Genomic DNA, 21,983 nt, shown 5'->3' with positions numbered 1-21,983 from the left:
AGCCTGAACCCGGTGTGATACCTGGCTCAGGCCTTTTTGTTTGCCGCGGGTACGGTATCAGGTCTGCTGCGCATCCGCTTGCGCCTCTACGGGTGTCGGTTTGCCTATACCGGTTTGCATCCACTATTGTTGCCCCCTCTTAGTCCAGCTTGCCCACCCAAACCTGCGGGTGCTGATCGGCCCAAGGCAAGGCTTGCTCCAATTGCCCAGCCAGCCCGAACAAAAGGCATTCCTGGCCATAGCCGGCTGTAAACATCATCCCTATGGGTAAAGAGGTGGCCACATCCTGCCCAGCAGGCACGGACATGGAGGGCGAACCGCTGATATTGGCCAAAGCAGCAAAAGGCGCTTGCCGGAAGACGTGGGCAATCCAGCCCAGGCCATCCACCTGATCCTGTACCTTGTTGTACTCGCCCACCTTCATGGGCAGCGTAGGTACGGTGGGTGTCATCAGCACATCGTACTTCTGGAAATACGCCCCTAAATTCCGTGAGACTGTATTGCGCACGGCAATCGCCCCCAGAATATCAATCCCGCTAATCTTCTTGCCGTAGGCGTAGGCCGCCAGCGTGGCCTGTTCCAGATACTCCTCGTTCACCGGGCGTCCTGTCGCCGCGGCAATGCTGTCTATCCATGCAGCCGTATTCACGTTCCAGAACTGAGCATTGGCGTGCACAAAAGCCTCCCAACTGACGCCGGAATCAAACACCAGGGGCTCCACCTGATGGCCCAAGGACTCCAACACCGAGGCCATATCAATCGCCTTGGCCGCTATGGTAGATTGGGTTTTATCGCCGCTGGGCGGGTCCATCATCAAGCCGATACGCAAGGAGCCCGGATTCTTCTTGACGGCCGATAAAAAGCTCTGCGGGGGCGCTGCGGTGTAATAGGGCTCGCCGATACCGGGACGACTAATCGCATCCAGCAAGGCCGCACTGTCTCGCACACTGCGGCTGACACCCAGGTGGGCCAGCAGACCACTCCACACTTCATCTTGCTGAGGACCGCTGGAGACACGCCCCCGAGTGGGCTTCAAACCAAACAGGCCGTTCACTGCTGCAGGAACACGAATAGAACCGCCGCCGTCGGTTGCATGCGCCACCGGCACCATCCCTGCCGCCACTGCAGCGGCCGACCCGCCTGTAGAGCCGCCAGCATTAAAAGCCGGGTTCCAAGGGTTCAGCGTAGGGCCTACGCAGCGCGCCTCCGTCGTGGTACTGATAGCGAACTCCGAGGTGGTCGTTCGCCCCAGCGTAACCAGTCCCGCCTCCTTGTAGAGGCTCATCAAGGTGCTGTCTGCATCCATCACCATATCTTGCGCCAGCTTGCTGCCCAACTCGTAGCGCTTGCCCTTCATGGTGATCGCCAAATCTTTAATCAAAAACGGGACGCCGTAGAGTACGGAGTCCCGGTCGGCATGGGGATCAACTTCCCCGTCCCAGCTCTCTACAACCGCATTGATTTTACTGTTCAGGGTGTCGACGACTTTTTTGCCAACTTGGCTTAATTCTTGAACACTGATTTGTTTCTTGGCGACCAGCTCAGCCAGAGCCAGGGCATCATAGGTCGCGTATTCGCTAAGTTTCATTGTTGACCTCATCTGAAAAAGATTAGGAATCCAGCCGGATACAACGATGCAGCGATAAAGGGAGGGAAAGACGACTCTGCACGAGCCGCTAACAGACAAGCGCCTACTGCGCCAGGCACTCCGTGTTAGCGTACCGATAAGCAGGCGCCTTACTAGATGATTTACTTGATTTTACAAACAGAGACAAGTGCTAGATCAAGACAGAATTAGCGCATACAGGCTAACTCTGCTTAATGCTGTGCAATAAAGCCGCTGGAACTAGCGGCTGTGCTGACGACGTTGCTCGTACAGGCACAGTGCAGTGGCAATGGCCACGTTCAGGGATTCAACACCAGGCGCCTGGGGGATGAACAGGCGTTGATTTGCCTTGGCCAGCAAGGCCGGGCTGACACCCTGCCCCTCATTACCAAAAACCCAAATCCCTTGGTCTGGCAAGCAGGACTCATACAAGTCCTGGGTATCCGGGCCCAGAGAGGTCGCCAGTACCGGCAAGGCCGCTTGTTCAAGCAATGCTACGCCATCGACCTGCTCATGGATTTGAATGGAGAAATGAGCGCCCTGCGCACTACGCAGCACTTTCTGCGACCACACGCTGGCACAGCCCGGTGTCAGATACACCGCTTCCAGGCCCACCGCCACTGCGGTGCGCAGCACCGTGCCTACATTGCCAGGATCTTGCACCTGATCCAGCAAGATGGCGCGTTTCGTGGGAGCCGTCCAAGTCTGTCCACGAGGCACGCGGACAATAAAGCCTATGCCCTGCCCCTGGCCGACCTGGGAGACTGCATTCATCAAAGTGGCATTGAAGGTGACGCTGCTATGGCCTGGCAAGAAACGCGCCAGCTCCAGCAACTCGTCGGAGTGGCGGTCCATCTCGAAAACAGCCAGTTCCGGCAAACCACGGCGTTCCAGCCACATTTGGCACAGATGAATGCCTTCCAACCAAATCAGTTGATCGCCCCCGTCCAGCTCGCGTTTATCGTGAGCCAAGCGCTGTACTCGTTTGAACAGCGCATTATCTTTGGATTCAATCAGCCTCATTGTCTTGAACTTACCTAACTAAAGATGCGCGTACCGGCGCGAAACTTCGACGATGCTCGGGACAAGGCCCGTGCTGGGACAAACGATCCAAATGCAAGGCCGTCCCGTAGCCTTTATGCTGGTCGAAACCGTATTCGGGATAGTCTCGGTGCAATTCCAGGCAGACCGCATCCCGCGCTGTTTTGGCCAAAATCGATGCGGCCGCAATGGCGGCATGGCTGGCGTCACCCTTGATGATGGCTTCTGCGGGGCAACACAGGCCGCCTGGAATGCGATTGCCATCCACCAAGGCTTGTTCGGGTTTGACGCTCAGGCCATTACAGGCTCGTTGCATCGCCAACATGGCCGCGTGCAAGATATTGATGTCATCAATTTCTGCCACAGTAGCGCTGGCAATTTCCCAGGCTAAGGCTCTTTCCTTGATCAACACAGCCAGGGCTTCACGTCGCTTGGCGGTCAGCTTCTTGGAGTCGTTCAGGCCTTCAATGGGATTGTTCGGGTCCAGAATAACGGCAGCGGCAAAAACGGGACCGGCCAAGGGACCACGCCCTGCTTCATCCAGCCCCGCCACCAAACCTGCCGAGACATCACTGACTAATAAATCCAGCTGCTTCATGCACGCGCCATATTCAAAATGACCTCGGCCGCCAAGGCGGGGGTATCCCGACGCAAGGTTAAATGCATCTCGGTAAAGACCTGCTCGATATGAGCCACATACTCCTGATCGCTCAAGGCTTTCCAGCACTCCTGCGCCAGCTTCTGAGGTTCGGCATCTTCTTGCAGCAGCTCAGGCACGACAAAATCGCGAGCCAGCACATTAGGCAAGCCCACCCAAGGCACATACGGCCTGTCCTGGCCGGACTTCCAACGTATGATGCGCTCCATCATGGGGCTGAGCACATACGAAATAACCATAGGACGCTTGTACAAGGCCGTTTCCAGGCTGGCGGTACCGCTGGCCACCAGCACCGCGTCACTGGCCTCCATCACCGTCCAGGCGGGTGGACGGACCACTCCTTCCGAATCCGGCTGACGAATACCCGCTGTGTTGGCATCAATAATGTGCAAGTTACGGATAGGATGCTGAACCAGAGCCTCTTCAAATTCCTGACGGCGCTTGGGATTGACCATGGGCACCAGAATCATCAGATCCGGGTCCTGGTCCTGCAAAATCTGTACGGCCTGCAAGAAGCGCGGCGACAGCATCTTGACCTCGGAGGAGCGGCTGCCAGGCAACACGCCCAGAATACGACCCGTCTCGGGCAAACCCAGGCGACGACGAGCGTCGGCCTTGTCCGACTGCAAAGGGATATTCGCTGCCAAGGGATGACCCACATAGGTCACCGGAATGCCTTCCTTTTCGTAGATCTCGGTCTCGAAAGGAAACAGCACCAGCATATGGGAAACCGCTTCGCGGATTTTGTGGATACGCTCGTAGCGCCAGGCCCAGATCGAGGGCCCCACAAAGTGCACCGTAGGCACACCAGCCTGACGCAAACGATGCTCCAGGCGCAGATTGAAGTCCGGGGCGTCAATGCCCACAAACACATCGGGACGTTGCCGCAACCATTGATTGCGCATGCCCAAATAGGTGGAGACCAGACCCGGAATACGTTTGAGCGCCTCGACGTAACCAAATACCGTCAGGGCGTCCATGGGATAGTATTGGTGGAATTGCTGGGCGGCCATCTCGGGGCCACCTATGCCTTCTACCTGCACGCCAGGATTGCCCTGGCGCAGCCCTTGAATGATGCGAGCCGCCAGCAAATCGCCAGACGGCTCCCCGGCCACCATTCCTATACGCAGATCCCGCTTGGCCCCTGTTTGCCCCGACCCGTCTGAACGTGCCGCTAATGGGCTGGAGGCGCTGCTCATGGTCGGCAAATACCCCGGCTGGAGTCATTCAAGAAGTCGATCATGACCTGAACCGCGGCACGGCAGTCAGGCTGCGTTTCCTGCAAGGCTTGCATTTGCTCTACCGCCTGCTCCACCGTCAGCTTGCGACGATACAACAGCTTGTAACTTTCCTTCACCGCCGAAATCGCTTCAGCCGAAAAGTTGCGACGGCCCAAGCCTTCACTATTGACACCGACAGGACGGAAAGGATCGCCTGCACCGATGACGTAAGGAGGAATATCCTGACGCACCGAACTGGTACCACCAATCATGCTGTGCGCACCGATACGACCGAACTGGTGCACGGCAGTCAAACCGCCCAGAATGGCCCAATCGCCAATATGTACGTGGCCGCCCAGCTGGACGCTATTGGCAATAATCGTGTGATTGCCAATCTGGCAATCGTGAGCAATGTGGGTGTAAGCCATAATCCAGTTGTCATTGCCAACACGGGTCACGCCTACATCCTGCACCGTGCCGGTATTGATGGTGACGTATTCACGAACCATATTGCCATCGCCGATTTCCAGGCGAGTCGGTTCTCCAGCGTACTTCTTGTCCTGCGGCATGCCCCCGATGGAGCAGAAACGGTAGAAATGGTTGTTGCGACCAATCGTGGTCACGCCATCTATCACGCAGTGAGGGCCCACTTTGGTGCCCGCCCCCATCGTGACATTGGGCCCGATAATGCTGTAAGGCCCGACCTCGACATCATCTGCAAGCTGAGCGCCTGCTTCGATGATGGCCGTTTCATGAATACGCATAAACTATTCTTCCAATTGACGGATAGCACACATAATTTTGGCTTCGGCAACCACTTGGCCATCGACCAGGGCGCGGCCTGTGTACTTGCACAAAGCGCGGCTGATGCGGTCAGCCGTCACTTCCAGACGCAACTGATCGCCTGGCATCACGGGCTTGCGGAAACGCGCGCCATCCACACCGACCAGGTAATAGGCCAGTTTGTTGTCCACTTTGGCGTACGGATCCTCGGGATCGGTAAAAGAGAACAGTGCGGCTGCCTGAGCCATGGCTTCAATGATCAAGACCCCAGGCATAACCGGCATATGCGGAAAGTGACCTGTAAAAAAGGGTTCATTCATCGACACGTTTTTAATGGCGACGATGCTCTTGCCGGGCACCAGTTCCAAGACGCGATCGACCAACAGCATCGGGTAACGATGAGGGAGGCGATCCATAATTTGTCGAATGTCGAGTTCCATGTCCTGTCCTGCTTATTTTTGTTTATTGATATGTTCAGATGATTCATTTGCCCCATCCGCCTGCTGACGTTCCAAAGAACGCAGGCGACGGCGCAAACCGCTCAATTGTCCCAACACGGCAGCATTTTTCTGCCAGTCCTGGTGTCCTGCAAAGGGATAAACCCCGGTATAACGTCCGGGCTGGCTGATGTTGGAGGTAACAGCCGTACCGCCAGAGACGTGCACGTCATCCCCCAGAACCAGGTGTCCCGAGAGCATGGCTGCCCCGGCAATCGTACAACGTGCCCCAATCTGGGTAGAGCCGGCCACCCCCACACACGCCGCCATGGCGGTATGCTCACCGACCTGCACGTTATGACCGATCATGATCTGGTTATCAAGCTTGACGCCGTTGGCCAGCACCGTGTCGTCCAGTGCGCCGCGATCCACCGTGGTATTGGCACCGATTTCAACATCGTCACCAATACGTACATGACCGATCTGCGCGATCTTGGCCCACGCCCCCTTCCCTTTCACGGGATCCGGTGCGAAACCAAAACCGTCCGCGCCCAGCACCACACCCGAATGCAGAATGGCGCGTGCGCCAATATGCACCTGATGGTAAAGAGTGACACGTGCGTGCAGCAAGCAGTCCTGACCCAAGGTGGAGCCTGCGCCAATTACGCAATGCGCGCCCAAACGGGTGCCCCGTCCGATCTTGACACCGGCCTCGATCACACAGAATGGCCCGACCGACACGCCTTCGCCCAAGTCAGCGCTGGGATCAATCACCGCACTGGGATGAATGCCCTGAGGCAAATCCGCCATGCGTACCTGATCAAAACGTTGCGCCAGCAGCGCGTACATCAGATAAGGTTGCGAGCACAAAACCGGGATAAAGGACGGTGCAAAGCCCAGACCTTCATAGACTTGTGGCGTCAGAATCACCACCGCAGCAGAGGTCTGCTCCAGCAGATCCTGCATCTTGGGATTGGACAGAAAGCTGATTTCCTCCGGGCCCGCAGAAAGCAAAGAGCCTAGGCCCCGAATCCGGGGCATAGGCTCTTTAATGCCTTCTGGCAGCTTGCAATCCAGTCCGGTCTTGTTGATGGCGTCTATAAGTTCAGACAGCTGTACAGCCTGATCAACGTTCAGCAATACCGGCATAGTGCATCAACCGCCCAGTGCTTTCAGAACTTCCTCGGTGATGTCCACACGTGGGCTAACCGTAACGGCGTCCTGAATGATCAGGTCGTAGCCTTGGGAGTCAGCAATACGCTTGATGGCGGCATCAGCCTGCTCAACAATGGCCGAGAACTCTTCGTTGCGGCGACGGTTGAAGTCTTCCTGGAATTCGCGACGCTTGCGCTGCAAATCGGAATCCAGATCAGCCAGCTGACGCTGACGCTTCACACGGTCAGACTCGGACAGAACAGGAGCGTCCTTGTCGAACTTCTGAGCTTGCGAACGCAGGTTGTTGGCCATGCGCTCCAGTTCTTCGTCGCGACGCTTGAATTCTGCTTCGATTTTGGTCTGGGCAGCTTTGGCGGGCTTGGAATCACGCAAGATACGCTCTGTGCTGACAAAACCGATTTTGGTCTGTGCCTGAACAACAGGTGCAGCGGTCATGGCGCCGACACCCAGCGCGGCAGCCAGAACGAGCGCTTTATTGCCACGCGACAAGCTGCGGGCGATGTTTGTAAGTTTTAATGCGATGTTTGACTTCATGAAAAATCTACCTTGCTAATTAGGCTGCAGAATAGTGCAATTGTGCCACTAAACACGAACATCAGAAAGCGGTACCAATCTGGAACTGGAAGGCTTGTTTGTCGTCACCTTCCTTGGCGCGCAAGGCGCGACCGTAGGACAGCTGCAAAGGACCGAGCGGGGATTCCCACGACAAGCCCAGACCTGCAGCGTACTTCCAACCGCATGGGTCTTCCGACAAACGATCAGGGCGACCCATTGCACAACCACCGCTAGTGTTGTCGACCTTACCGGCATCGGCAAAGACGAACCAACGTAACGTGCGGTCACGTGACGCGCCCGGGAAAGGCAGGTACAGCTGGGCGTTGGCGATCATGCGACGCGAACCACCCAGGTAGTCACCGGTCAAGGTGTCTCGACCACCCAAGGATGCGCCTTCATAGCCACGTACCGAACCGATACCACCGGCGTATACGTTCTTGATGACCGGGAAGGTCTTGCCACCAATGCTGCGACCATAGTCAATGGCACCATTCAGAGCCAATGTATACGCACGACCCAATGGAATGTAGTGCTGGTGGCTGGCGCGCAGCATGTAGTAGCGCAGGTCCACGGTACCCATATCCGCCGACAAGCTGGTCAGGCTACCCTTGTTGGGAGCAATCGCGCTGTCACGGGTATCTTTGGACCAACCCAGATTAAAAATAAACGTATTGGTGCGCTCACCGTACTCGTTCACATAATCCTGATAGGCACGTGGCGTGTACTGGGGGCTCAGGCGTGAGAGCTTGTTCTGCTCAAAGTTCACACCCATGAAAATACGGTCGTACTCGGAAATAGGCACGCCAAAGTTCAAGCCCGCACCAATGGCGGTGTTCTGGTAATCACCCCAACCATCATTGGACTGGTAAGGCGTGGTACGACGGTAGTAAATCGAGGTGGTTTTGCTGATGCCGTCACCCGTCCAGAAAGGATTGGTGTGGCTGATCACCGCCGCACGGTTCACCTTACTGGTATTGACCTGCAAGGACAGACTATTACCGCTACCGAAGATGTTGTCCTGGCTGATACCTGCCGACAACATCAGCTTGTCAGTGGAGCCGTAACCAATACCCAGGTTAACCAAGCCGGTGGGCTTTTCTTTCACGTCCACGTTTACGTCGACCTGGTCAGGCGAACCAGGCACAGGCTTGGTGTTCACGTCCACTTCATTGAAGTAGCCCAGACGGTCAATACGGTCACGCGAGAACTTGATGGCGTCCGAGTCATACCAGGCCGCTTCTTGCTGACGCATTTCACGACGTACCACTTCATCACGGGTACGGACGTTTCCGCCCACCTCGATACGACGCACATACACGCGACGACCGGGATCGACGTAGAAGGTCAAGTCAGCCGTGTGATTTTCGCGATCCAGAACCGGATTCGGGTTGGCATTGGCAAACGCATAACCCAGGCCACCCAGGTATTCGGTAATCGATTTCACAGTGGCGCTGGTTTTGTCCGAGGAGAAGACCTCGCCTTCTTTCTGCTGCACCAGAGGCTGGATCTTGTCCTCCAGACCCAGCAGATCACCCGCCAGCTTGACACTGCTCAGTTTGTAGGGCTGGCCTTCGTGGATGGTCAAGGTGATGAAAATATCTTTGCGATCCGGGGAAATCGAAACCTGAGGAGCCTCGGCGGAGTACTCCAGAAAGCCGCGATTCAGGTAGTAGGAGCGGATGCGCTCCATATCGCCTTCCAGCTTCTCGCGGGAGTACTTATCGGTACCGGTGTACCAGGTCATCATGCCCGAAGTCGTCAGTTCCATCTGATCGAGCAAGTCACCTTGCGAGACGGCTTCCGTACCGACGATGCGGATTTCCTTGATCTTGGCCAGACCACCTTCAAAGATGTCAAAGCTGACACCGACGCGGTTACGTGGCAAGGGCGTGATAATAGGTGTGATTTCCACACCGTACTTGCCCTTGGACAGGTATTGTTGTTTCAGCTCGAATTCGGCACGTTCCAGCATGGAACGGTCAAAAACCCGGCCTTCTCCAAAGCCTACCTGAGCCAGGGAGTTGGTAATATTCTTCGCATCGAACTCGCGCATGCCATTAAAGGACACCGACGCGATGGTTGGGCGCTCTTTGACGTTGACGATCAGCACATTGGTGCTGGTGTCAATTTGCACGTCGCTGAAAAAGCCTGTGGCGTACAAACGCTGAATCGCGTCTGCGGCCTGCTCTTCCGAGAAGGACTCACCGACCTTGACAGGCAAGGACGAGAACACGGCGCCGGGGTCGACCCGCTGGATGCCGTTGACTTGAATATCGCGCACGACAAACGGTGCAAATGCATTCGCCAAGGCGGGAGCAAGCAGACTTGCCACCAATACGGGCAGAACACGCAACGCAAAAGTAGGTTTCCGGCTAAACGACATCCTGGACAATCCTTGGTCGGTCAAATGGTTGGAAATTGTATGCCACCCGCCCTCAACTGAAAAGGCGGGTGATGTCATTAAAAAAAGCAATACTCATCAGCAGGGCCAACAAGGCCAGGCCCAGGCGCTGACCGACAAGCATCATACGCTCCGAAGCGGGCTTGCCGCGCACAGCTTCGATGGCATAGTACAGTAGATGTCCCCCGTCCAACATAGGTACGGGCAACAAATTCAGTAAACCGATGCTAATACTGATCAAGGCCAGGAAATTCAGGTAGGCGATCAAGCCAATACGTGCTGTCTGGCCCGCATAATCCGCAATAGTAACCGGCCCGCTGACATTACGTACAGAGACTTCCCCCGTAATCATGCGCCCGATCATCTTCAAAGAGAACCAGAAGGTCTGCCCGGTACGGGTAAATCCGCGTTCCACGCTCTCGATCGGCCCATAACGCACCAGTGTCATGGGCATATCCATAGCCACTTTTGCACCGATACGCCCCTGCGCATTGGCATCACCTTCAGGAGCGAGGAGCAGGCGTTGAATTTCGCCGTCCCGCAGCACTTCAAGCTCCAGTGTCTTGCCTGCGGATTGTTGCACCTTTTGAACGAAAGCCGTGATCCCGGGCTCGATCAAATCATCCAGCCGGATAATAAGGTCACCCTCCCGCAGGCCTGCCTGTTCGGCTGCCGTATCTTTAAACACCTCTTGGACGATGGATCGCGCCGGACGCAGCATCAATCCTGCCTGGGCCATCAAGTCCTGCCCGTCTGGCAAAATCTCGCCCGCCGGTAATCTCAAGTAACGATTTTTTTCCTGTCCAAGCGGGTCCTTGACGCCCACTTCCAGCTCGCCACCCGAGGACAAGGCATCCATAAAGGCCCAACGCGCCTGCAACCAGGAGTCCACCGGCTTGCCATCGACAGAGATCAGGCGATCTCCAGCCTCGAAACCAGCTTGTGCGGCGGGTGTACCTTCTGGAACAGGGCCAATTTGCGCAATAGGCTCTTGAGTACCCAGCAAGCCCACAAAGGCATAGATCACCACGGCCAGAATCAGGTTGGCCATCGGGCCCGCCAGCACAATCGCGGCGCGTTGTCGCAGGGGTTTGTGGTTGAAAGATTCGTCGATCTGCGCCTGCGTGGCATGAGCAGGCGGATCATTTTGCATGGCGACGTAGCCGCCCAAGGGCAAGGCCGAGACGGCCCATTCGGTGCCATTCTTGTCAGAACGGCGGTACAACACCTTGCCAAAACCAATCGAAAACCGCTCTACCCGTACCCCGCAACGACGGGCCACCCAGTAGTGGCCCAGCTCGTGAAAGGTCACGAGCACGCCCAACGCCACCAAGAAAGCCAGCACGGTAAAGAGCATGTTAAGTCCTGTTAAATACGCGCAGAGCTTCGACAGTAATCCAGCGCCAGCGAACGGGTTTCGCTATCGAGCTCCAAGACCCCGTCCAGAGCATCCAAGGCCTGGCTGGCACGGCCATTGAGCTTGTCCAGACAATGCTCGATCACAGCCGGAATCTGAGTATAGCCAATCTGCCGCTCCAGGAAGCGGTCTACGGCGATTTCATTGGCGGCGTTCAAGGTTACGCAGGCGGCCTGACTGCTGCGCAAGGCATCATAGGCCAGTCGCAAACAGGGGAAACGCAGAAAATCGGGCTGCTCAAAATCCAGACGTCCCATTGTGGCCAGATCCAGCAAGCCTACGCCGCTATACAAACGCTCCGGAAAGCCCAGACCGTAGGCAATCGCCGTACGCATGTCAGGCTGACCCAATTGCGCCATGACGGAACCGTCTATGTACTCGACCATGGAGTGAATCACGCTTTGCGGATGCACCACCACATCAATCTGGTCAACAGGCACTGAAAACAGCCAATGCGCCTCGATTACTTCCAGACCTTTATTCAGCATGGTGGCCGAGTCCACCGAAATTTTGCGGCCCATGCTCCAGTTAGGATGCGCGCAGGCCTGCTCGGGGGTCACTCCCTCCAGCTCGGACAGATTGCGCGAGCGGAAAGGTCCACCGGAAGCGGTTACCAGAAGACGGCGCAGAGCCGCAACTGGCTGACCGGGTTCTGGCGGCAGCTCACCCGCCAGGCATTGGTAGATGGCGCTGTGCTCAGAGTCAATGGGCATCAACTGCGCCCCACCCTCTTGCACGGCTTGCATGAAGATACGACCTGCGGCAACCAGCGCCTCTTTATTAGCCAGCAGCACACGCTTGCCAGCACGTGCAGCGGCCAGGGCCGAGGGCAAACCTGCGGCGCCGATAATCGCGGCCATGACAGTAGTGACTTGCGGATCGGCAGCCGTGTCGGCCAGCGCCTGAGCACCTACCCGAATCTCTGGCAAGGCACCGCCCTGCCACGCGGCCAGAAAGCGGCTACGCGCAGCTTCATCCGGCACGAGGACAACACGGGCTGCGCTGTTACGAGCTTGCTCGGCCAACAGCTCCATGCGAGTGTGGCCGCTCACGGCATAAACCGCCATCCGATCGGGATGACGAGCAATCACATCCAGTGTGCTGATACCAATAGAGCCAGTGGCCCCTAACACACATACATGCTGGAAACTCATGAGTTCTTCCTTGACGCAAACACTTTGAATCCACGCAGGACTAAAAGAGCCACGCCCCACTTAGCAGCAAGGCCACGGGAGCAACCGGCAGCAAGGCGTCGATACGGTCGTACACCCCACCATGACCGGGCAATAATTGACTGGAATCTTTAACAGCGGCACGACGCTTGAGCAGGGACTCGAACAAGTCACCCACGATAGACAGAGCCGCCAGCGCAAGGCCCAAAGCAGCCGTGGCGACCCAGCCCCAGCGCTGCTGCACATCGGCACCGAAACTGCCGGCCCAATTTGCGCTGATCAACATCCATGCAGCAGCGGCAACCATACCACCGAGCGCTCCAGCCCAGGTCTTGCCAGGGCTGACACGCGGGGCCAGCTTGGCTTTACCGAAGGCACGTCCAGCGAAATAAGCAGCGATGTCTGCCACCCAGATCAGGACCAGCAAGGAGAGCACATAGACAATGCCCTGCGTATGCAGGAACAGATACAGGCTGGCCCAGGCAACCAAAGGAGCCAGTACACCCATCACGCTGAGCAAGACCCCTTGCGCACGCTGTGTGGCCTGAGCTTGCAGCACCAGCCCGGTAGCGCCGACGACCCACAAGACCGCCATCAGGGGCACCAGACCACGGTAGACCAAATCGGCCGCCTGCCCTTGCGGGCCGGTGTGATACCAGTGCACGCTTAGCCACAGCATCAAGGCACCGTTGAGCATGGCCAGGGGCCAGGCCCAACGCTGCTGCTCCTGGGTCAAACTCAGGCGCTCCCATTCCCAGCAAGCCAGCGTACTCATCAGGACAAAAATAGCCAGCAATGGCCAGCGCACGGGGACAAGCATGGCCGCGCCCAGAATGACCAGCAGGATCAGGGCGGTGATGACTCGTTGTTTCAACATAGATAAGGCTCCGTCAAGGCGCGGGGCTACCCTGCACCTGGGCACTGGTGCGCCCAAAGCGCCGCTCGCGCCCACGATACCACTCGAAGGCCTGCTCCAGCTGCGCCCGGTCAAAATCCGGCCAGTACGCGTCTGTAAAGTACAGTTCGGTATAGGCCATCTGCCAGATCAAAAAATTGGAAATGCGGCGCTCTCCGCCCGTGCGGATGAAAAGATCCGGTTCGGGGGCGTAAGACATCGCCAAATAGGGACTGAACATGGCCTCATCCAGTTGTTCAGGATGATCGACCAAATGGGGATTGGCAGCCAAGGCCTTTCGGGTCGCCTGCAAAATATCCCAACGACCACCGTAATTGGCGGCAATCGTCAAATGCAAGGTGTCGTTATCACGCGTTTGTTCTTCTGCATCGGCAATCAGCCCGCGCAATTCTTCGCTAAATGCGGATAGCTCACCAATAATATGAAGTCGGACGCCGTTTTTTTTCAGTGTTGCCACTTCTTTTTGCAGCATCTTGACGAACAGCCCCATCAACAGAGACACCTCTTCAGGAGGGCGTCGCCAGTTCTCGGAGCTGAAAGCAAACAGGGTCAAATAACGCACGCCGAGCTCGCCACAGGCCTCGACAATACGCCGGACGGTTTGCACACCACGCAAGTGCCCTGCCGTGCGTGGCAAAAGACGACGGGTTGCCCATCGTCCATTGCCGTCCATGACAATCGCCAGGTGGCCAGGAACCTGACCGTGTTCCGGAATAGTTTGGGTAGAACTGAAAGAAATCACCTAGCCACCTGTGCAAAAGCCGTTAGACCGTCATGATCTCGGCTTCTTTCTGGGCGATCAGCTTGTCGACTTCAGCCACATACTTGTCGGTCAGCTTCTGGATTTCGTCCTGGGCGCGACGCTCGTCGTCCTCGGAGATTTCCTTGTCCTTGACTTGCTTTTTGAGCGTGTCATTGGCGTCACGACGCAGGTTGCGAATGGCGACCTTGGCATCTTCGCCTTCGCCACGCACCACTTTGGCCAGATCGCGACGGCGCTCTTCGGTCAGCGCAGGCATGGGCACACGAATGCTCTCGCCCATCGAGATGGGGTTCAGACCCAACTCGTTGTCACGAATGGCTTTTTCAATCGGGCCAGCCATATGCTTTTCCCACACTTGCACGTTCAGCGTGCGAGCATCCACCACCGTGATGTTGCCCACCTGGCTGACCGGCACCATGGAGCCGTAGTACTCAACCTGAATGTGATCGAGCAAGCCTGCAGTAGCACGGCCAGTGCGAATTTTGGCCAGGCCTGTCTTGAGAGACTCGAGGGACTTACCCATCCGGCTGTCGGTCGATGCTTTAATCTCGGAAAGACTCATGGACTAAATTCCTATAACTTTAAACGTGAACCAGGGTGCCTTCATCTTCACCAGAGACCGCGCGCGTCAAGGCGCCGGGCTTGTTGATGGAGAACACTTTGATCGGCAGTTTCTGATCGCGACACAAGGCAAAGGCGGTCGCGTCCATCACTTCCAGACGGCGTACGATAGCCTCATCAAAGCTGATACGCGAGTAACGCGTCGCACCTGGGTCTTTATTGGGATCGGCACTGTAGATGCCGTCGACTTTGGTCGCTTTCAGTACGATTTCCGCACCCACTTCGGCGCCGCGCAAGGCTGCTGCCGTATCGGTGGTAAAGAACGGGTTGCCCGTACCGGCTGCAAAAATAACAACTTTGTTTTCTTCCAGGTAACGCAGTGCCTTGGGACGAATGTAAGGCTCTACGACCTGCTCAATATTCAGGGCAGATTGCACACGGGCATCCAGGCCACGGTGCTTCAAGGCATCTTGCAAGGCCAGCGCATTCATGACGGTAGCCATCATGCCCATGTAGTCGGCTGTCGCACGATCCATGCCCTGGGCACCTGGAGCGATGCCGCGAAAGATATTGCCCCCGCCAATCACGATAGCCAGCTGTACCCCCAACTGGGCAACCTGGGCGATCTCCTCCGTCATGCGAATGATTGTGCTGCGATTAATACCGAACGAGTCCTCGCCCATCAGCGCTTCGCCGGAGAGCTTCAACAGAACACGTTTGTAATGAGGGGTAGTCATGGGTGGGATTCCAAGTGACGAAGACAGAAGAGAGTGTAAAGCAGCAGGGCAGGCACCGCCACTACGGTGCCTGCCCTGAAAAAACAAGCTAGATTAGGCTTGACCGGCAGCGGCAGCTACCTCAGCGGCGAAATCTTCAACACGCTTCTCAATGCCTTCACCCACAACGTACAGGGTAAAGCCAGCGATCGATGCTTTTTTCTCGTCCAGCATTTGCTGCACGCTTTGCTTGTCGTTCTTGACGAAAGGCTGGCTCAACAGAGTCACTTCTTTCAGGAACTTGGCAACAGCGCCGTCAACCATTTTGGTGACGATGTCAGCAGGCTTGCCCGATTCAGCGGCTTTCTGAGCAGCCACGGAGCGCTCGGCTTCGATCTCGGCAGCGTCAACACCCGAAGCGTCCATGGCTTTAGGACGAGTCGCGGCGATGTGCATGGCCAGGTCTTTACCCACTTCTTCGTCACCACCGGCGAAATCAACCAATACGCCGATCTTGCCACCGTGAACGTAGCTGGCCAGTTGGCCGGCTGTTTCGTAGCGCTGGAAGCGACGGATAGAGATGTTTTCACCAATTTTGCCAACCAGAGCAGCGCGCACGGTCTCGACATTGCTGTCGGCCAGTGGCAGTTCAGCCAAAGCGGCCAGATCTGCCGGGTTGTTCTTGGCGACCAGTTGGGCGACGTCGTTGATAAAGCCGATGAAGTCATCGTTCTTGGCAACAAAGTCGGTTTCGCAGTTAACTTCAACTACGGAGCCGGTCTTGGCATCGTCAGCGATGTAAACAGAAACCAGGCCTTCAGCGGTAACGCGGGTAGCTGCTTTGCTAGCCTTGCTGCCCAGCTTCACGCGCAAGATTTCTTCAGCACGTGCCATATCGCCGTCGGCTTCGGTCAGTGCTTTTTTGCATTCCATCATGGGCGCGTCGGTTTTCTCGCGCAATTCTTTAACCATCGATGCGGTGATTTGAGCCACGGTTTTCTCCAATTCTGTAGAACATGCCCCGGCAAGCCGGGGCGATACGAAGGATCACTGTAGCTGTCTGCCATGACAACTGATGGTGTCTGGCAGACAGCGGTGAGCCTGTTACTCCTGGGTGTCAGCCTGAACTTCGACGAACTCTTCGTCAGCGGCGATTTCTTCAACCAGACCGTTCAGGTTCTGTTCGCGGCCAGCCAGCACGGCGTCAGCCATGCCACGGGCGTACAGAGCGATAGCCTTGGCCGAGTCATCGTTACCAGGGATCACGTAATCCAGACCTTCTGGCGAGTGGTTGGTGTCAACCACGGCCACCACAGGGATACCCAGAGTGCGGGCTTCAGCCACGGCAATCTTGTGGTAGCCAACGTCGATCACGAACAGGGCGTCAGGCAGGTTGTTCATGTCCTTGATACCGCCGATGGCCTTGTTCAGCTTTTCCAGTTCGCGTTCGAACATCAAGGCTTCTTTCTTGCTCATGGTTTCCAGACGACCTTCAGCCATCTGAGCTTCCATTTCTTTCAGACGCTTGATGGAAGTCTTGACCGTTTTGAAGTTGGTCATCATGCCACCCAACCAGCGGCTGTCGACGTAAGGCATACCGCAACGTTCGGCCTCAGCAGCCACCAGTTCGCGAGCAGCGCGCTTGGTGCCTACGAACAGCACGTTGCCACCACGGGCAGCCAGTTGACGCACGAATTTGGTTGCTTCTTCGTACTGAACAACCGTTTTTTCCAGGTTGATGATGTGGATGTTGTTACGCTGGCCGAAGATGAACGGAGCCATCTTGGGGTTCCAGTAACGGGTTTGGTGGCCAAAGTGCACACCAGCTTCCAGCATTTCACGCATTAAAGACATAAAGTTCTCCAAGGGTTTGGTCTTGTAACTGCCCGGTATCCGGTAAGGGCCGCAGCCTGTGCTGCATTCCAGACACCCCGAGACGGACAGTCACGCGATTTACAACTATAAAAACGTTGCCCAGCATGAGCGAACGCCTGCACTGCAACGGACTCACGCCTGCAGGCAGACAAGATATCTGCCATCCGGGCCCGAGCCTGAAACTTTTCTGGCTACCGCCTGCATACAGGGTACTGTTCGCAGGTGTATCCTAGAGGATTGCTTGGTCAGCATCACTTGAACAAGAACCGGGCTGCTGCCCTGTTGCTTTCGCAACGCTTGTCATCGTGTTGACCCTGTATGTGTTGTGAATTCTGCGTGTTTTTGCTGACGGGCCATGGCCCGAGGCTTCTTCCAATCTTGGGACACGATTTCCTGATGCCTGGCTTGGCTCATCCAGCCTGAAAATTCAGGCGGCCCAAGAAAAACTGGTCAAACCAGGAAAGCCCAAATTTGGCGCGGTGTTCCGCGACACATGATCCCCCCAAACGGGACGGAGCGTAACTGCAAAATTCACAAAAGCCTATAATTCTACTATTTTTCAATAGACCTGTTCAAGTTGCTATGAGTATTCTCGTCACAGACCCCACTGATCTCGAAAAAATGCGCGCTGCTTGCCAGACCGCGGCATCCATCCTTGATTACCTGACTCCCTTTGTCAAAGCAGGTGTCACGACCGGCGAACTGGATCGCCTGTGCATGGAGCGCATCAATGAACTGGGGGTCAAATCTGCCACCGTAGGCTACGCGCCTCCTGGCTACCCACCCTTTCCAGGCTCTATTTGCACCTCCGTCAACCACGTCATCTGTCACGGCATCCCCGGCGATAAAGTGTTGAAAAATGGCGACATTCTGAATATGGACGTCACCATTATTCAAGACGGCTGGTTTGGCGACACCAGCCGTATGTACTACGTGGGCGAGCCCAGCATCCTGGCCCGCCGCCTGACTGAAACCACCTACGAATGCATGTGGCTGGGTATTGATCAAGTCAAACCCGGCGCCACCCTGGGTGATGTCGGCCACGCCATTCAGCAACACGCTGAAAAACAAGGTTTTTCCGTTGTGCGCGAATACTGCGGCCATGGTGTGGGCCAGAAGTTTCACCAGGATCCGCAAGTGCTGCACTACGGCAAACCCGGCACCGGCGTAAAACTGGAACCCGGCATGATTTTCACCATCGAGCCCATGATCAACGCCGGTCGTCGCGAACTGCGCACGCTGGCTGACCAATGGACCGTGGTGACACGCGACCACAGCCTGTCGGCCCAATGGGAGCACGCGGTGCTGGTAACCGATACCGGCTACGAAGTGCTGACCGTCTCGCCCGGCATGCCTGCCCCTCCAGCCATCATCAACAAGGCCTGAACCATGTCTTTCCTGGCCCAGCTTCGCGACAGAATTGCTTGCCGCCGGGCCAGGGCCTACGAGCGCTTCAGGCAAGACCTGCATTGCGATCGCCTGCTCAAAAGCCTGTGCCAGATTTGCGACCAAGGTCTGCGTGAACTTCTGGTCCGTTACCCCCTGCCCCGCCAAGCCAGCCTGGCGGCCTTGGGGGGGTATGGTCGCGGGGAGCTTTATCCACATTCGGATGTGGACTTGCTGATCCTGTTGCAGCGCGAGCCCAATGCAGAGGATATAGACCGAATTCAGGCTCTGGTCGCCGCCTTGTGGGATATAGGTCTGGCTCCCAGCCATAATGTGGCCACGCCCGCCCAATGCCTGGAACAAGCCAGCCAGGACATCACCACCGAAACCGCCTTGCTGGAAAGCCGTTGGCTGGCGGGTTCCCGATTGCTGCTACGCCATGCCCAACAGCAACTGCAAAGCCAGCTGGACCCGCAGGCTTTCTTCCTGGCCAAACAGGCCGAACAGCAGCAGCGTCATGCACATCTGCAAGACACCCCCTACTCCCTGGAACCCAATTGCAAAGAGTCTCCTGGCGCCTTGCGCGACCTGCAGGTGCTGCTCTGGATGGCACGGGCAGCCGGTTTGGGACGCAGCTGGGTGGATGTCGCGCAATCCGAACTACTGACGCAATCCGAGCTGAAAGCTCTGCAACGCGTGGAAGAAGCCTTCAAGCGTCTGCGCATTGAGCTTCATCTACTGACTGGCCGCGCCGAAGACAGACTGCTGTTTGACCTGCAACCACGTCTGGCTGACATTTACGGTTTTCAACCCACGGCCACCCGACGCGCCAGCGAACTGCTGATGCAGCGTTACTACTGGGCCGCCAAGATTGTCAGCCAGCTCAATCTGATCCTGATGCGCAGCATCGAGGAGCACCTGTTCCCGCAAACCGATCAGGAACCGCTGATTCTGGACAGCCACTTCCAGATTCATCATGGACAGCTGGAACTGCGTCAGCCTGATGGCTTCGAGCAAGATCCCTCTTTGATTTTTGTAGCCATGCTGCATTTGCAGCAACAGCCCAATCTGCGTGGCCTGAAAGCCGACACCTTGCGAGCCCTCTGGCACGCCCGCCGCCTGATCGATGCCAAGTTCCGGGCCGAGCCCCGGAATCGACGTCTGTTTCTGGAAATCCTGCAGCAGAACAAAGGCATCGTGCATACCTTGCGGCTGATGAATCTGCTGAACCTGCTGCCACGCTATTTGCCGGTATTTCGACGCGTCGTCGGACAAATGCAGCACGACCTGTTTCACGCTTACACCGTAGACGAGCACACGCTAAAGGTCATACGCAATCTACGCCGCTTCACCATGGCCGAGCACAGCGAAGAGCTATCCATGGCCAATCAGCTGATGAGCGGTTTTGATCGCCACTGGCTACTGTATATTGCCGCCCTCTTTCACGACATTGCCAAGGGACGCGGCGGCAACCACTCCGAGCTGGGTGCGCAGGACGCCTTGGCATTTTGCCAGGATCACGGCTTGATGCCGGTAGACGCAGAACTGGTGGTGTTTTTGGTGCGCGAGCACCTGACCATGTCGCAAGTGGCTCAGAAACGCGATTTGAGCGACCCGAATGTCATTTTCCAGTTTCTGCAGACCGTAGGTACGGAACGCCGCCTGACTGCCCTGTACCTGCTGACTGTCGCCGACATTCGGGCCACCAGCCCAACGGTATGGAACTCCTGGAAAGGCAAGCTGCTGGAAGACCTGTACAAGCTGTCACTGGCAGCTTTGGGACGGCAGGCCAAGGATGGCGTGTCCGTACTGGATCAACGCAAGCGTGACGCCGCTGGCGAAATTCGCCTGGCCGGTCTGCTGGACGAAGCTCGCGAGGACTTCTGGCAATGGTTGGACAAGCCCTATTTCCTGCGCCACGACGCCAGCGAAATCGCCTGGCATACCATCCAGCTCTACCACCAGTCTCACAGCCCGACACCGGTGGTGCGCATACGTCCCGCCGGACAAACCGATGCGCTGCAAGTGCTGGTCTACACCAAGGACGCCAGCCGCCTGTTCTTGCGCATCTGTCGCTACTTTGACAGCCAGGCCGTCAGCATCCAGGACGCACGCATTTACACGACTCGCCACGGCTGGGCACTGGACAGCTTTGTCGTGATGCTGCCCACCTACGATCACGCCCTGCGACGCGATCCCTTGCTGATCGAAACCGAGCTGTGCCAGGCACTTCAGCAGGATTGGCTCCCCAACGAGCACCCCCACGACCACTACCGCGACATACGCTCCCGCCGGGCCCGCGTCTTCCCCATTCAACCCACCGTGGACCTGCGCCAGGATGAACAGGGTCAGGACTGGATTTTGACGCTAAGTGCCACAGACCGGCGCGGTTTGCTGTACAGTCTCGCCCAAGTATTCGAGCACCACGACGTGCAGCTACGCTCCGCCAAAGTCATGACCTTGGGCGACCGCGTGGAAGACGTCTTTATCCTGAGTGGTGCCGCACTGGAACAAAACCGTAATCAATTGCGCCTGGAGCGCGATGTACGTTTAGCCCTCTCTCAACAAGCCACCCCGTCTTAATGGAAATCTCCTCCGTATTTTCTGATGTCAGCCGCAGCTTCCTGTTTGCATTGGCGACGCTATTGCCCATGCTGAACCCGCCTGCGGCTGCCCCCATCTTTCTGACCCTGACCGAAGGCGCCAGCGTGCCTGACCGTGCCCGCCTTGCCAAGAAAGTCGCCATCAATATTTTCATCATGCTGGCCATTGCCATGGTGGCGGGCAATATCGTGCTGAATTTCTTTGGCATTTCCCTGCCCATCATTCGTATTGGCGGGGGCTTGCTGGTCATAGGCACGGCCTGGCGATTGATCAACGCCTCGGACTTTGATGCGGCGCACGCCCAGAACATGGCCGAGTCCTACTCCTGGGAACAGATTCGCTCCAAAGCCTTCTACCCCCTGACCTTCCCCATGCTCTGCGGCCCCGGCTCCTTGTCTGCAGCACTGACGGTAGGGGCGACCTTGCATGACAACTCGGTCACCGGCACCATGAGCAAGCTGGCTGGCGCGCTGCCAGCTATTGCTGCGGCCAGTTTTATCGTGTTTCTGGCCTTACGTTTTGCATCGCAATTCCTGTACAAACTGGGTAAAAATGGCACGGCTGTCGTGATGCGCCTGTCCGCCTTTATTCTCTTATGCCTGGGCGTGCAGATTACCTGGGCCGGTTTCCATGAACTTTTCCTGGGTTTGCTGCACGAAGCATCTACCTTTCATTCTTTAAGTTCCTCTTGATACC

Annotated in this window: 20 protein-coding genes; 3 read left to right on the top strand and 17 right to left on the bottom strand. The window is 56.8% G+C overall.

All coding sequences use genetic code 11. From position 1 onward, the window contains the following. Positions 1 to 139: 139 nt before the first annotated feature. From WFM49_RS16435 to rpsB, 17 genes are all read right to left on the bottom strand, one after another. Positions 140 to 1,588, bottom strand: coding sequence for an amidase (locus WFM49_RS16435; RefSeq protein ID WP_336974351.1), 1,449 nt, complete (start codon positions 1,586 to 1,588; stop codon positions 140 to 142). Between the two features lie 258 nt (positions 1,589 to 1,846). Beyond that, the gene (locus tag WFM49_RS16430) at positions 1,847 to 2,629 is read right to left on the bottom strand and encodes a TrmH family RNA methyltransferase (protein WP_336974349.1); all 783 of its coding nucleotides are present in this window, start codon (positions 2,627 to 2,629) and stop codon (positions 1,847 to 1,849) included. Between the two features lie 10 nt (positions 2,630 to 2,639). Continuing rightward, positions 2,640 to 3,245: a ribonuclease HII gene (gene rnhB, locus WFM49_RS16425; RefSeq protein ID WP_009454127.1), complete on the bottom strand. Its 606-nt coding sequence runs from the start codon at positions 3,243 to 3,245 to the stop codon at positions 2,640 to 2,642. After that, complete coding sequence (gene lpxB / locus WFM49_RS16420) at positions 3,242 to 4,423, bottom strand: lipid-A-disaccharide synthase (protein WP_336974593.1); 1,182 nt, start codon at positions 4,421 to 4,423, stop codon at positions 3,242 to 3,244. The genes rnhB and lpxB overlap by 4 nt, the downstream gene beginning before the upstream one ends. Before the next feature lie 77 nt (positions 4,424 to 4,500). Continuing rightward, a complete protein-coding gene (gene lpxA / locus WFM49_RS16415) occupies positions 4,501 to 5,289 on the bottom strand; it encodes an acyl-ACP--UDP-N-acetylglucosamine O-acyltransferase (protein WP_250755730.1) in 789 nt (262 codons plus the stop codon). 3 nt (positions 5,290 to 5,292) lie between these two features. Next, complete coding sequence (gene fabZ, locus WFM49_RS16410; RefSeq protein ID WP_003799758.1) at positions 5,293 to 5,748, bottom strand: 3-hydroxyacyl-ACP dehydratase FabZ; 456 nt, start codon at positions 5,746 to 5,748, stop codon at positions 5,293 to 5,295. A 12-nt stretch (positions 5,749 to 5,760) separates the two neighbouring features. Continuing rightward, positions 5,761 to 6,894 carry a UDP-3-O-(3-hydroxymyristoyl)glucosamine N-acyltransferase gene (lpxD, locus tag WFM49_RS16405; protein ID WP_021446557.1) on the bottom strand — a complete coding sequence of 378 codons (1,134 nt, stop codon included), beginning with the start codon at positions 6,892 to 6,894 and terminating at the stop codon, positions 5,761 to 5,763. A 6-nt stretch (positions 6,895 to 6,900) separates the two neighbouring features. Beyond that, positions 6,901 to 7,455, bottom strand: a complete 555-nt coding sequence (locus WFM49_RS16400; protein WP_003799754.1) for an OmpH family outer membrane protein — start codon at positions 7,453 to 7,455, stop codon at positions 6,901 to 6,903. A 61-nt stretch (positions 7,456 to 7,516) separates the two neighbouring features. Then, positions 7,517 to 9,859: an outer membrane protein assembly factor BamA gene (gene bamA, locus WFM49_RS16395; protein WP_009457011.1), complete on the bottom strand. Its 2,343-nt coding sequence runs from the start codon at positions 9,857 to 9,859 to the stop codon at positions 7,517 to 7,519. Positions 9,860 to 9,911: 52 nt separating this feature from the next. Then, positions 9,912 to 11,234: an RIP metalloprotease RseP gene (rseP, locus tag WFM49_RS16390; RefSeq protein ID WP_336974343.1), complete on the bottom strand. Its 1,323-nt coding sequence runs from the start codon at positions 11,232 to 11,234 to the stop codon at positions 9,912 to 9,914. Between the two features lie 11 nt (positions 11,235 to 11,245). Beyond that, positions 11,246 to 12,448 (bottom strand): 1-deoxy-D-xylulose-5-phosphate reductoisomerase, encoded by a 1,203-nt coding sequence (locus WFM49_RS16385; protein ID WP_250755736.1) that lies wholly within the window; start codon positions 12,446 to 12,448, stop codon positions 11,246 to 11,248. A 40-nt stretch (positions 12,449 to 12,488) separates the two neighbouring features. Next, positions 12,489 to 13,343 (bottom strand): phosphatidate cytidylyltransferase, encoded by an 855-nt coding sequence (locus tag WFM49_RS16380; protein WP_254499183.1) that lies wholly within the window; start codon positions 13,341 to 13,343, stop codon positions 12,489 to 12,491. A gap of 13 nt (positions 13,344 to 13,356) precedes the next feature. Further along, positions 13,357 to 14,121 carry a polyprenyl diphosphate synthase gene (gene uppS, locus WFM49_RS16375; protein WP_035271876.1) on the bottom strand — a complete coding sequence of 255 codons (765 nt, stop codon included), beginning with the start codon at positions 14,119 to 14,121 and terminating at the stop codon, positions 13,357 to 13,359. Between the two features lie 25 nt (positions 14,122 to 14,146). Continuing rightward, a complete protein-coding gene (gene frr / locus WFM49_RS16370; RefSeq protein ID WP_009457015.1) occupies positions 14,147 to 14,707 on the bottom strand; it encodes a ribosome recycling factor in 561 nt (186 codons plus the stop codon). A gap of 19 nt (positions 14,708 to 14,726) precedes the next feature. Beyond that, positions 14,727 to 15,443: a UMP kinase gene (gene pyrH, locus WFM49_RS16365; RefSeq protein WP_003799741.1), complete on the bottom strand. Its 717-nt coding sequence runs from the start codon at positions 15,441 to 15,443 to the stop codon at positions 14,727 to 14,729. A 93-nt stretch (positions 15,444 to 15,536) separates the two neighbouring features. Further along, positions 15,537 to 16,415 (bottom strand): translation elongation factor Ts, encoded by an 879-nt coding sequence (gene tsf / locus WFM49_RS16360; protein ID WP_009457016.1) that lies wholly within the window; start codon positions 16,413 to 16,415, stop codon positions 15,537 to 15,539. Between the two features lie 111 nt (positions 16,416 to 16,526). Further along, complete coding sequence (gene rpsB, locus WFM49_RS16355; protein ID WP_021446553.1) at positions 16,527 to 17,276, bottom strand: 30S ribosomal protein S2; 750 nt, start codon at positions 17,274 to 17,276, stop codon at positions 16,527 to 16,529. A gap of 603 nt (positions 17,277 to 17,879) precedes the next feature. On the opposite strand from rpsB, the gene map reads away from it, so the two are divergent. Genes map through WFM49_RS16340 form a run of 3 tightly spaced genes read left to right on the top strand, consistent with a single transcriptional unit; the run spans position 17,880 to position 21,979 of the window. Then, entirely contained in the window at positions 17,880 to 18,683 is an 804-nt protein-coding gene (map, locus tag WFM49_RS16350; protein ID WP_009457018.1) for a type I methionyl aminopeptidase, read from the top strand. Positions 18,684 to 18,686: 3 nt separating this feature from the next. Then, positions 18,687 to 21,266 carry a [protein-PII] uridylyltransferase gene (locus tag WFM49_RS16345; protein WP_021446551.1) on the top strand — a complete coding sequence of 860 codons (2,580 nt, stop codon included), beginning with the start codon at positions 18,687 to 18,689 and terminating at the stop codon, positions 21,264 to 21,266. Next, complete coding sequence (locus tag WFM49_RS16340; protein WP_336974336.1) at positions 21,266 to 21,979, top strand: MarC family protein; 714 nt, start codon at positions 21,266 to 21,268, stop codon at positions 21,977 to 21,979. The genes WFM49_RS16345 and WFM49_RS16340 overlap by 1 nt, the downstream gene beginning before the upstream one ends. Positions 21,980 to 21,983: the final 4 nt, after the last annotated feature.

This window comes from Alcaligenes sp. PF14 (assembly GCF_037150615.1).
Classification (GTDB): Bacteria; Pseudomonadota; Gammaproteobacteria; order Burkholderiales; family Burkholderiaceae_B; genus Alcaligenes; species Alcaligenes phenolicus.
The sequence above is the reverse complement of the archived record's forward strand: the minus strand, read 5'-3'. Positions and strand labels throughout refer to the sequence as shown.

Excerpts from the sequence above, each read along its gene's own strand:
- WFM49_RS16435 (WP_336974351.1), bottom strand. The coding sequence starts at position 1,588 with ATGAAACTTAGCGAATACGCGACCTATGATGCCCTGGCTCTGGCTGAG.
- WFM49_RS16430 (WP_336974349.1), bottom strand. The coding sequence starts at position 2,629 with ATGAGGCTGATTGAATCCAAAGATAATGCGCTGTTCAAACGAGTACAG.
- rnhB (WP_009454127.1), bottom strand. The coding sequence starts at position 3,245 with ATGAAGCAGCTGGATTTATTAGTCAGTGATGTCTCGGCAGGTTTGGTG.
- lpxB (WP_336974593.1), bottom strand. The coding sequence starts at position 4,423 with ATGGTGGCCGGGGAGCCGTCTGGCGATTTGCTGGCGGCTCGCATCATT.
- lpxA (WP_250755730.1), bottom strand. The coding sequence starts at position 5,289 with ATGCGTATTCATGAAACGGCCATCATCGAAGCAGGCGCTCAGCTTGCA.
- fabZ (WP_003799758.1), bottom strand. The coding sequence starts at position 5,748 with ATGGAACTCGACATTCGACAAATTATGGATCGCCTCCCTCATCGTTAC.
- lpxD (WP_021446557.1), bottom strand. The coding sequence starts at position 6,894 with ATGCCGGTATTGCTGAACGTTGATCAGGCTGTACAGCTGTCTGAACTT.
- WFM49_RS16400 (WP_003799754.1), bottom strand. The coding sequence starts at position 7,455 with ATGAAGTCAAACATCGCATTAAAACTTACAAACATCGCCCGCAGCTTG.
- bamA (WP_009457011.1), bottom strand. The coding sequence starts at position 9,859 with ATGTCGTTTAGCCGGAAACCTACTTTTGCGTTGCGTGTTCTGCCCGTA.
- rseP (WP_336974343.1), bottom strand. The coding sequence starts at position 11,234 with ATGCTCTTTACCGTGCTGGCTTTCTTGGTGGCGTTGGGCGTGCTCGTG.
- WFM49_RS16385 (WP_250755736.1), bottom strand. The coding sequence starts at position 12,448 with ATGAGTTTCCAGCATGTATGTGTGTTAGGGGCCACTGGCTCTATTGGT.
- WFM49_RS16380 (WP_254499183.1), bottom strand. The coding sequence starts at position 13,343 with ATGTTGAAACAACGAGTCATCACCGCCCTGATCCTGCTGGTCATTCTG.
- frr (WP_009457015.1), bottom strand. The coding sequence starts at position 14,707 with ATGAGTCTTTCCGAGATTAAAGCATCGACCGACAGCCGGATGGGTAAG.
- pyrH (WP_003799741.1), bottom strand. The coding sequence starts at position 15,443 with ATGACTACCCCTCATTACAAACGTGTTCTGTTGAAGCTCTCCGGCGAA.
- rpsB (WP_021446553.1), bottom strand. The coding sequence starts at position 17,276 with ATGTCTTTAATGCGTGAAATGCTGGAAGCTGGTGTGCACTTTGGCCAC.
- map (WP_009457018.1), top strand. The coding sequence starts at position 17,880 with ATGAGTATTCTCGTCACAGACCCCACTGATCTCGAAAAAATGCGCGCT.
- WFM49_RS16345 (WP_021446551.1), top strand. The coding sequence starts at position 18,687 with ATGTCTTTCCTGGCCCAGCTTCGCGACAGAATTGCTTGCCGCCGGGCC.
- WFM49_RS16340 (WP_336974336.1), top strand. The coding sequence starts at position 21,266 with ATGGAAATCTCCTCCGTATTTTCTGATGTCAGCCGCAGCTTCCTGTTT.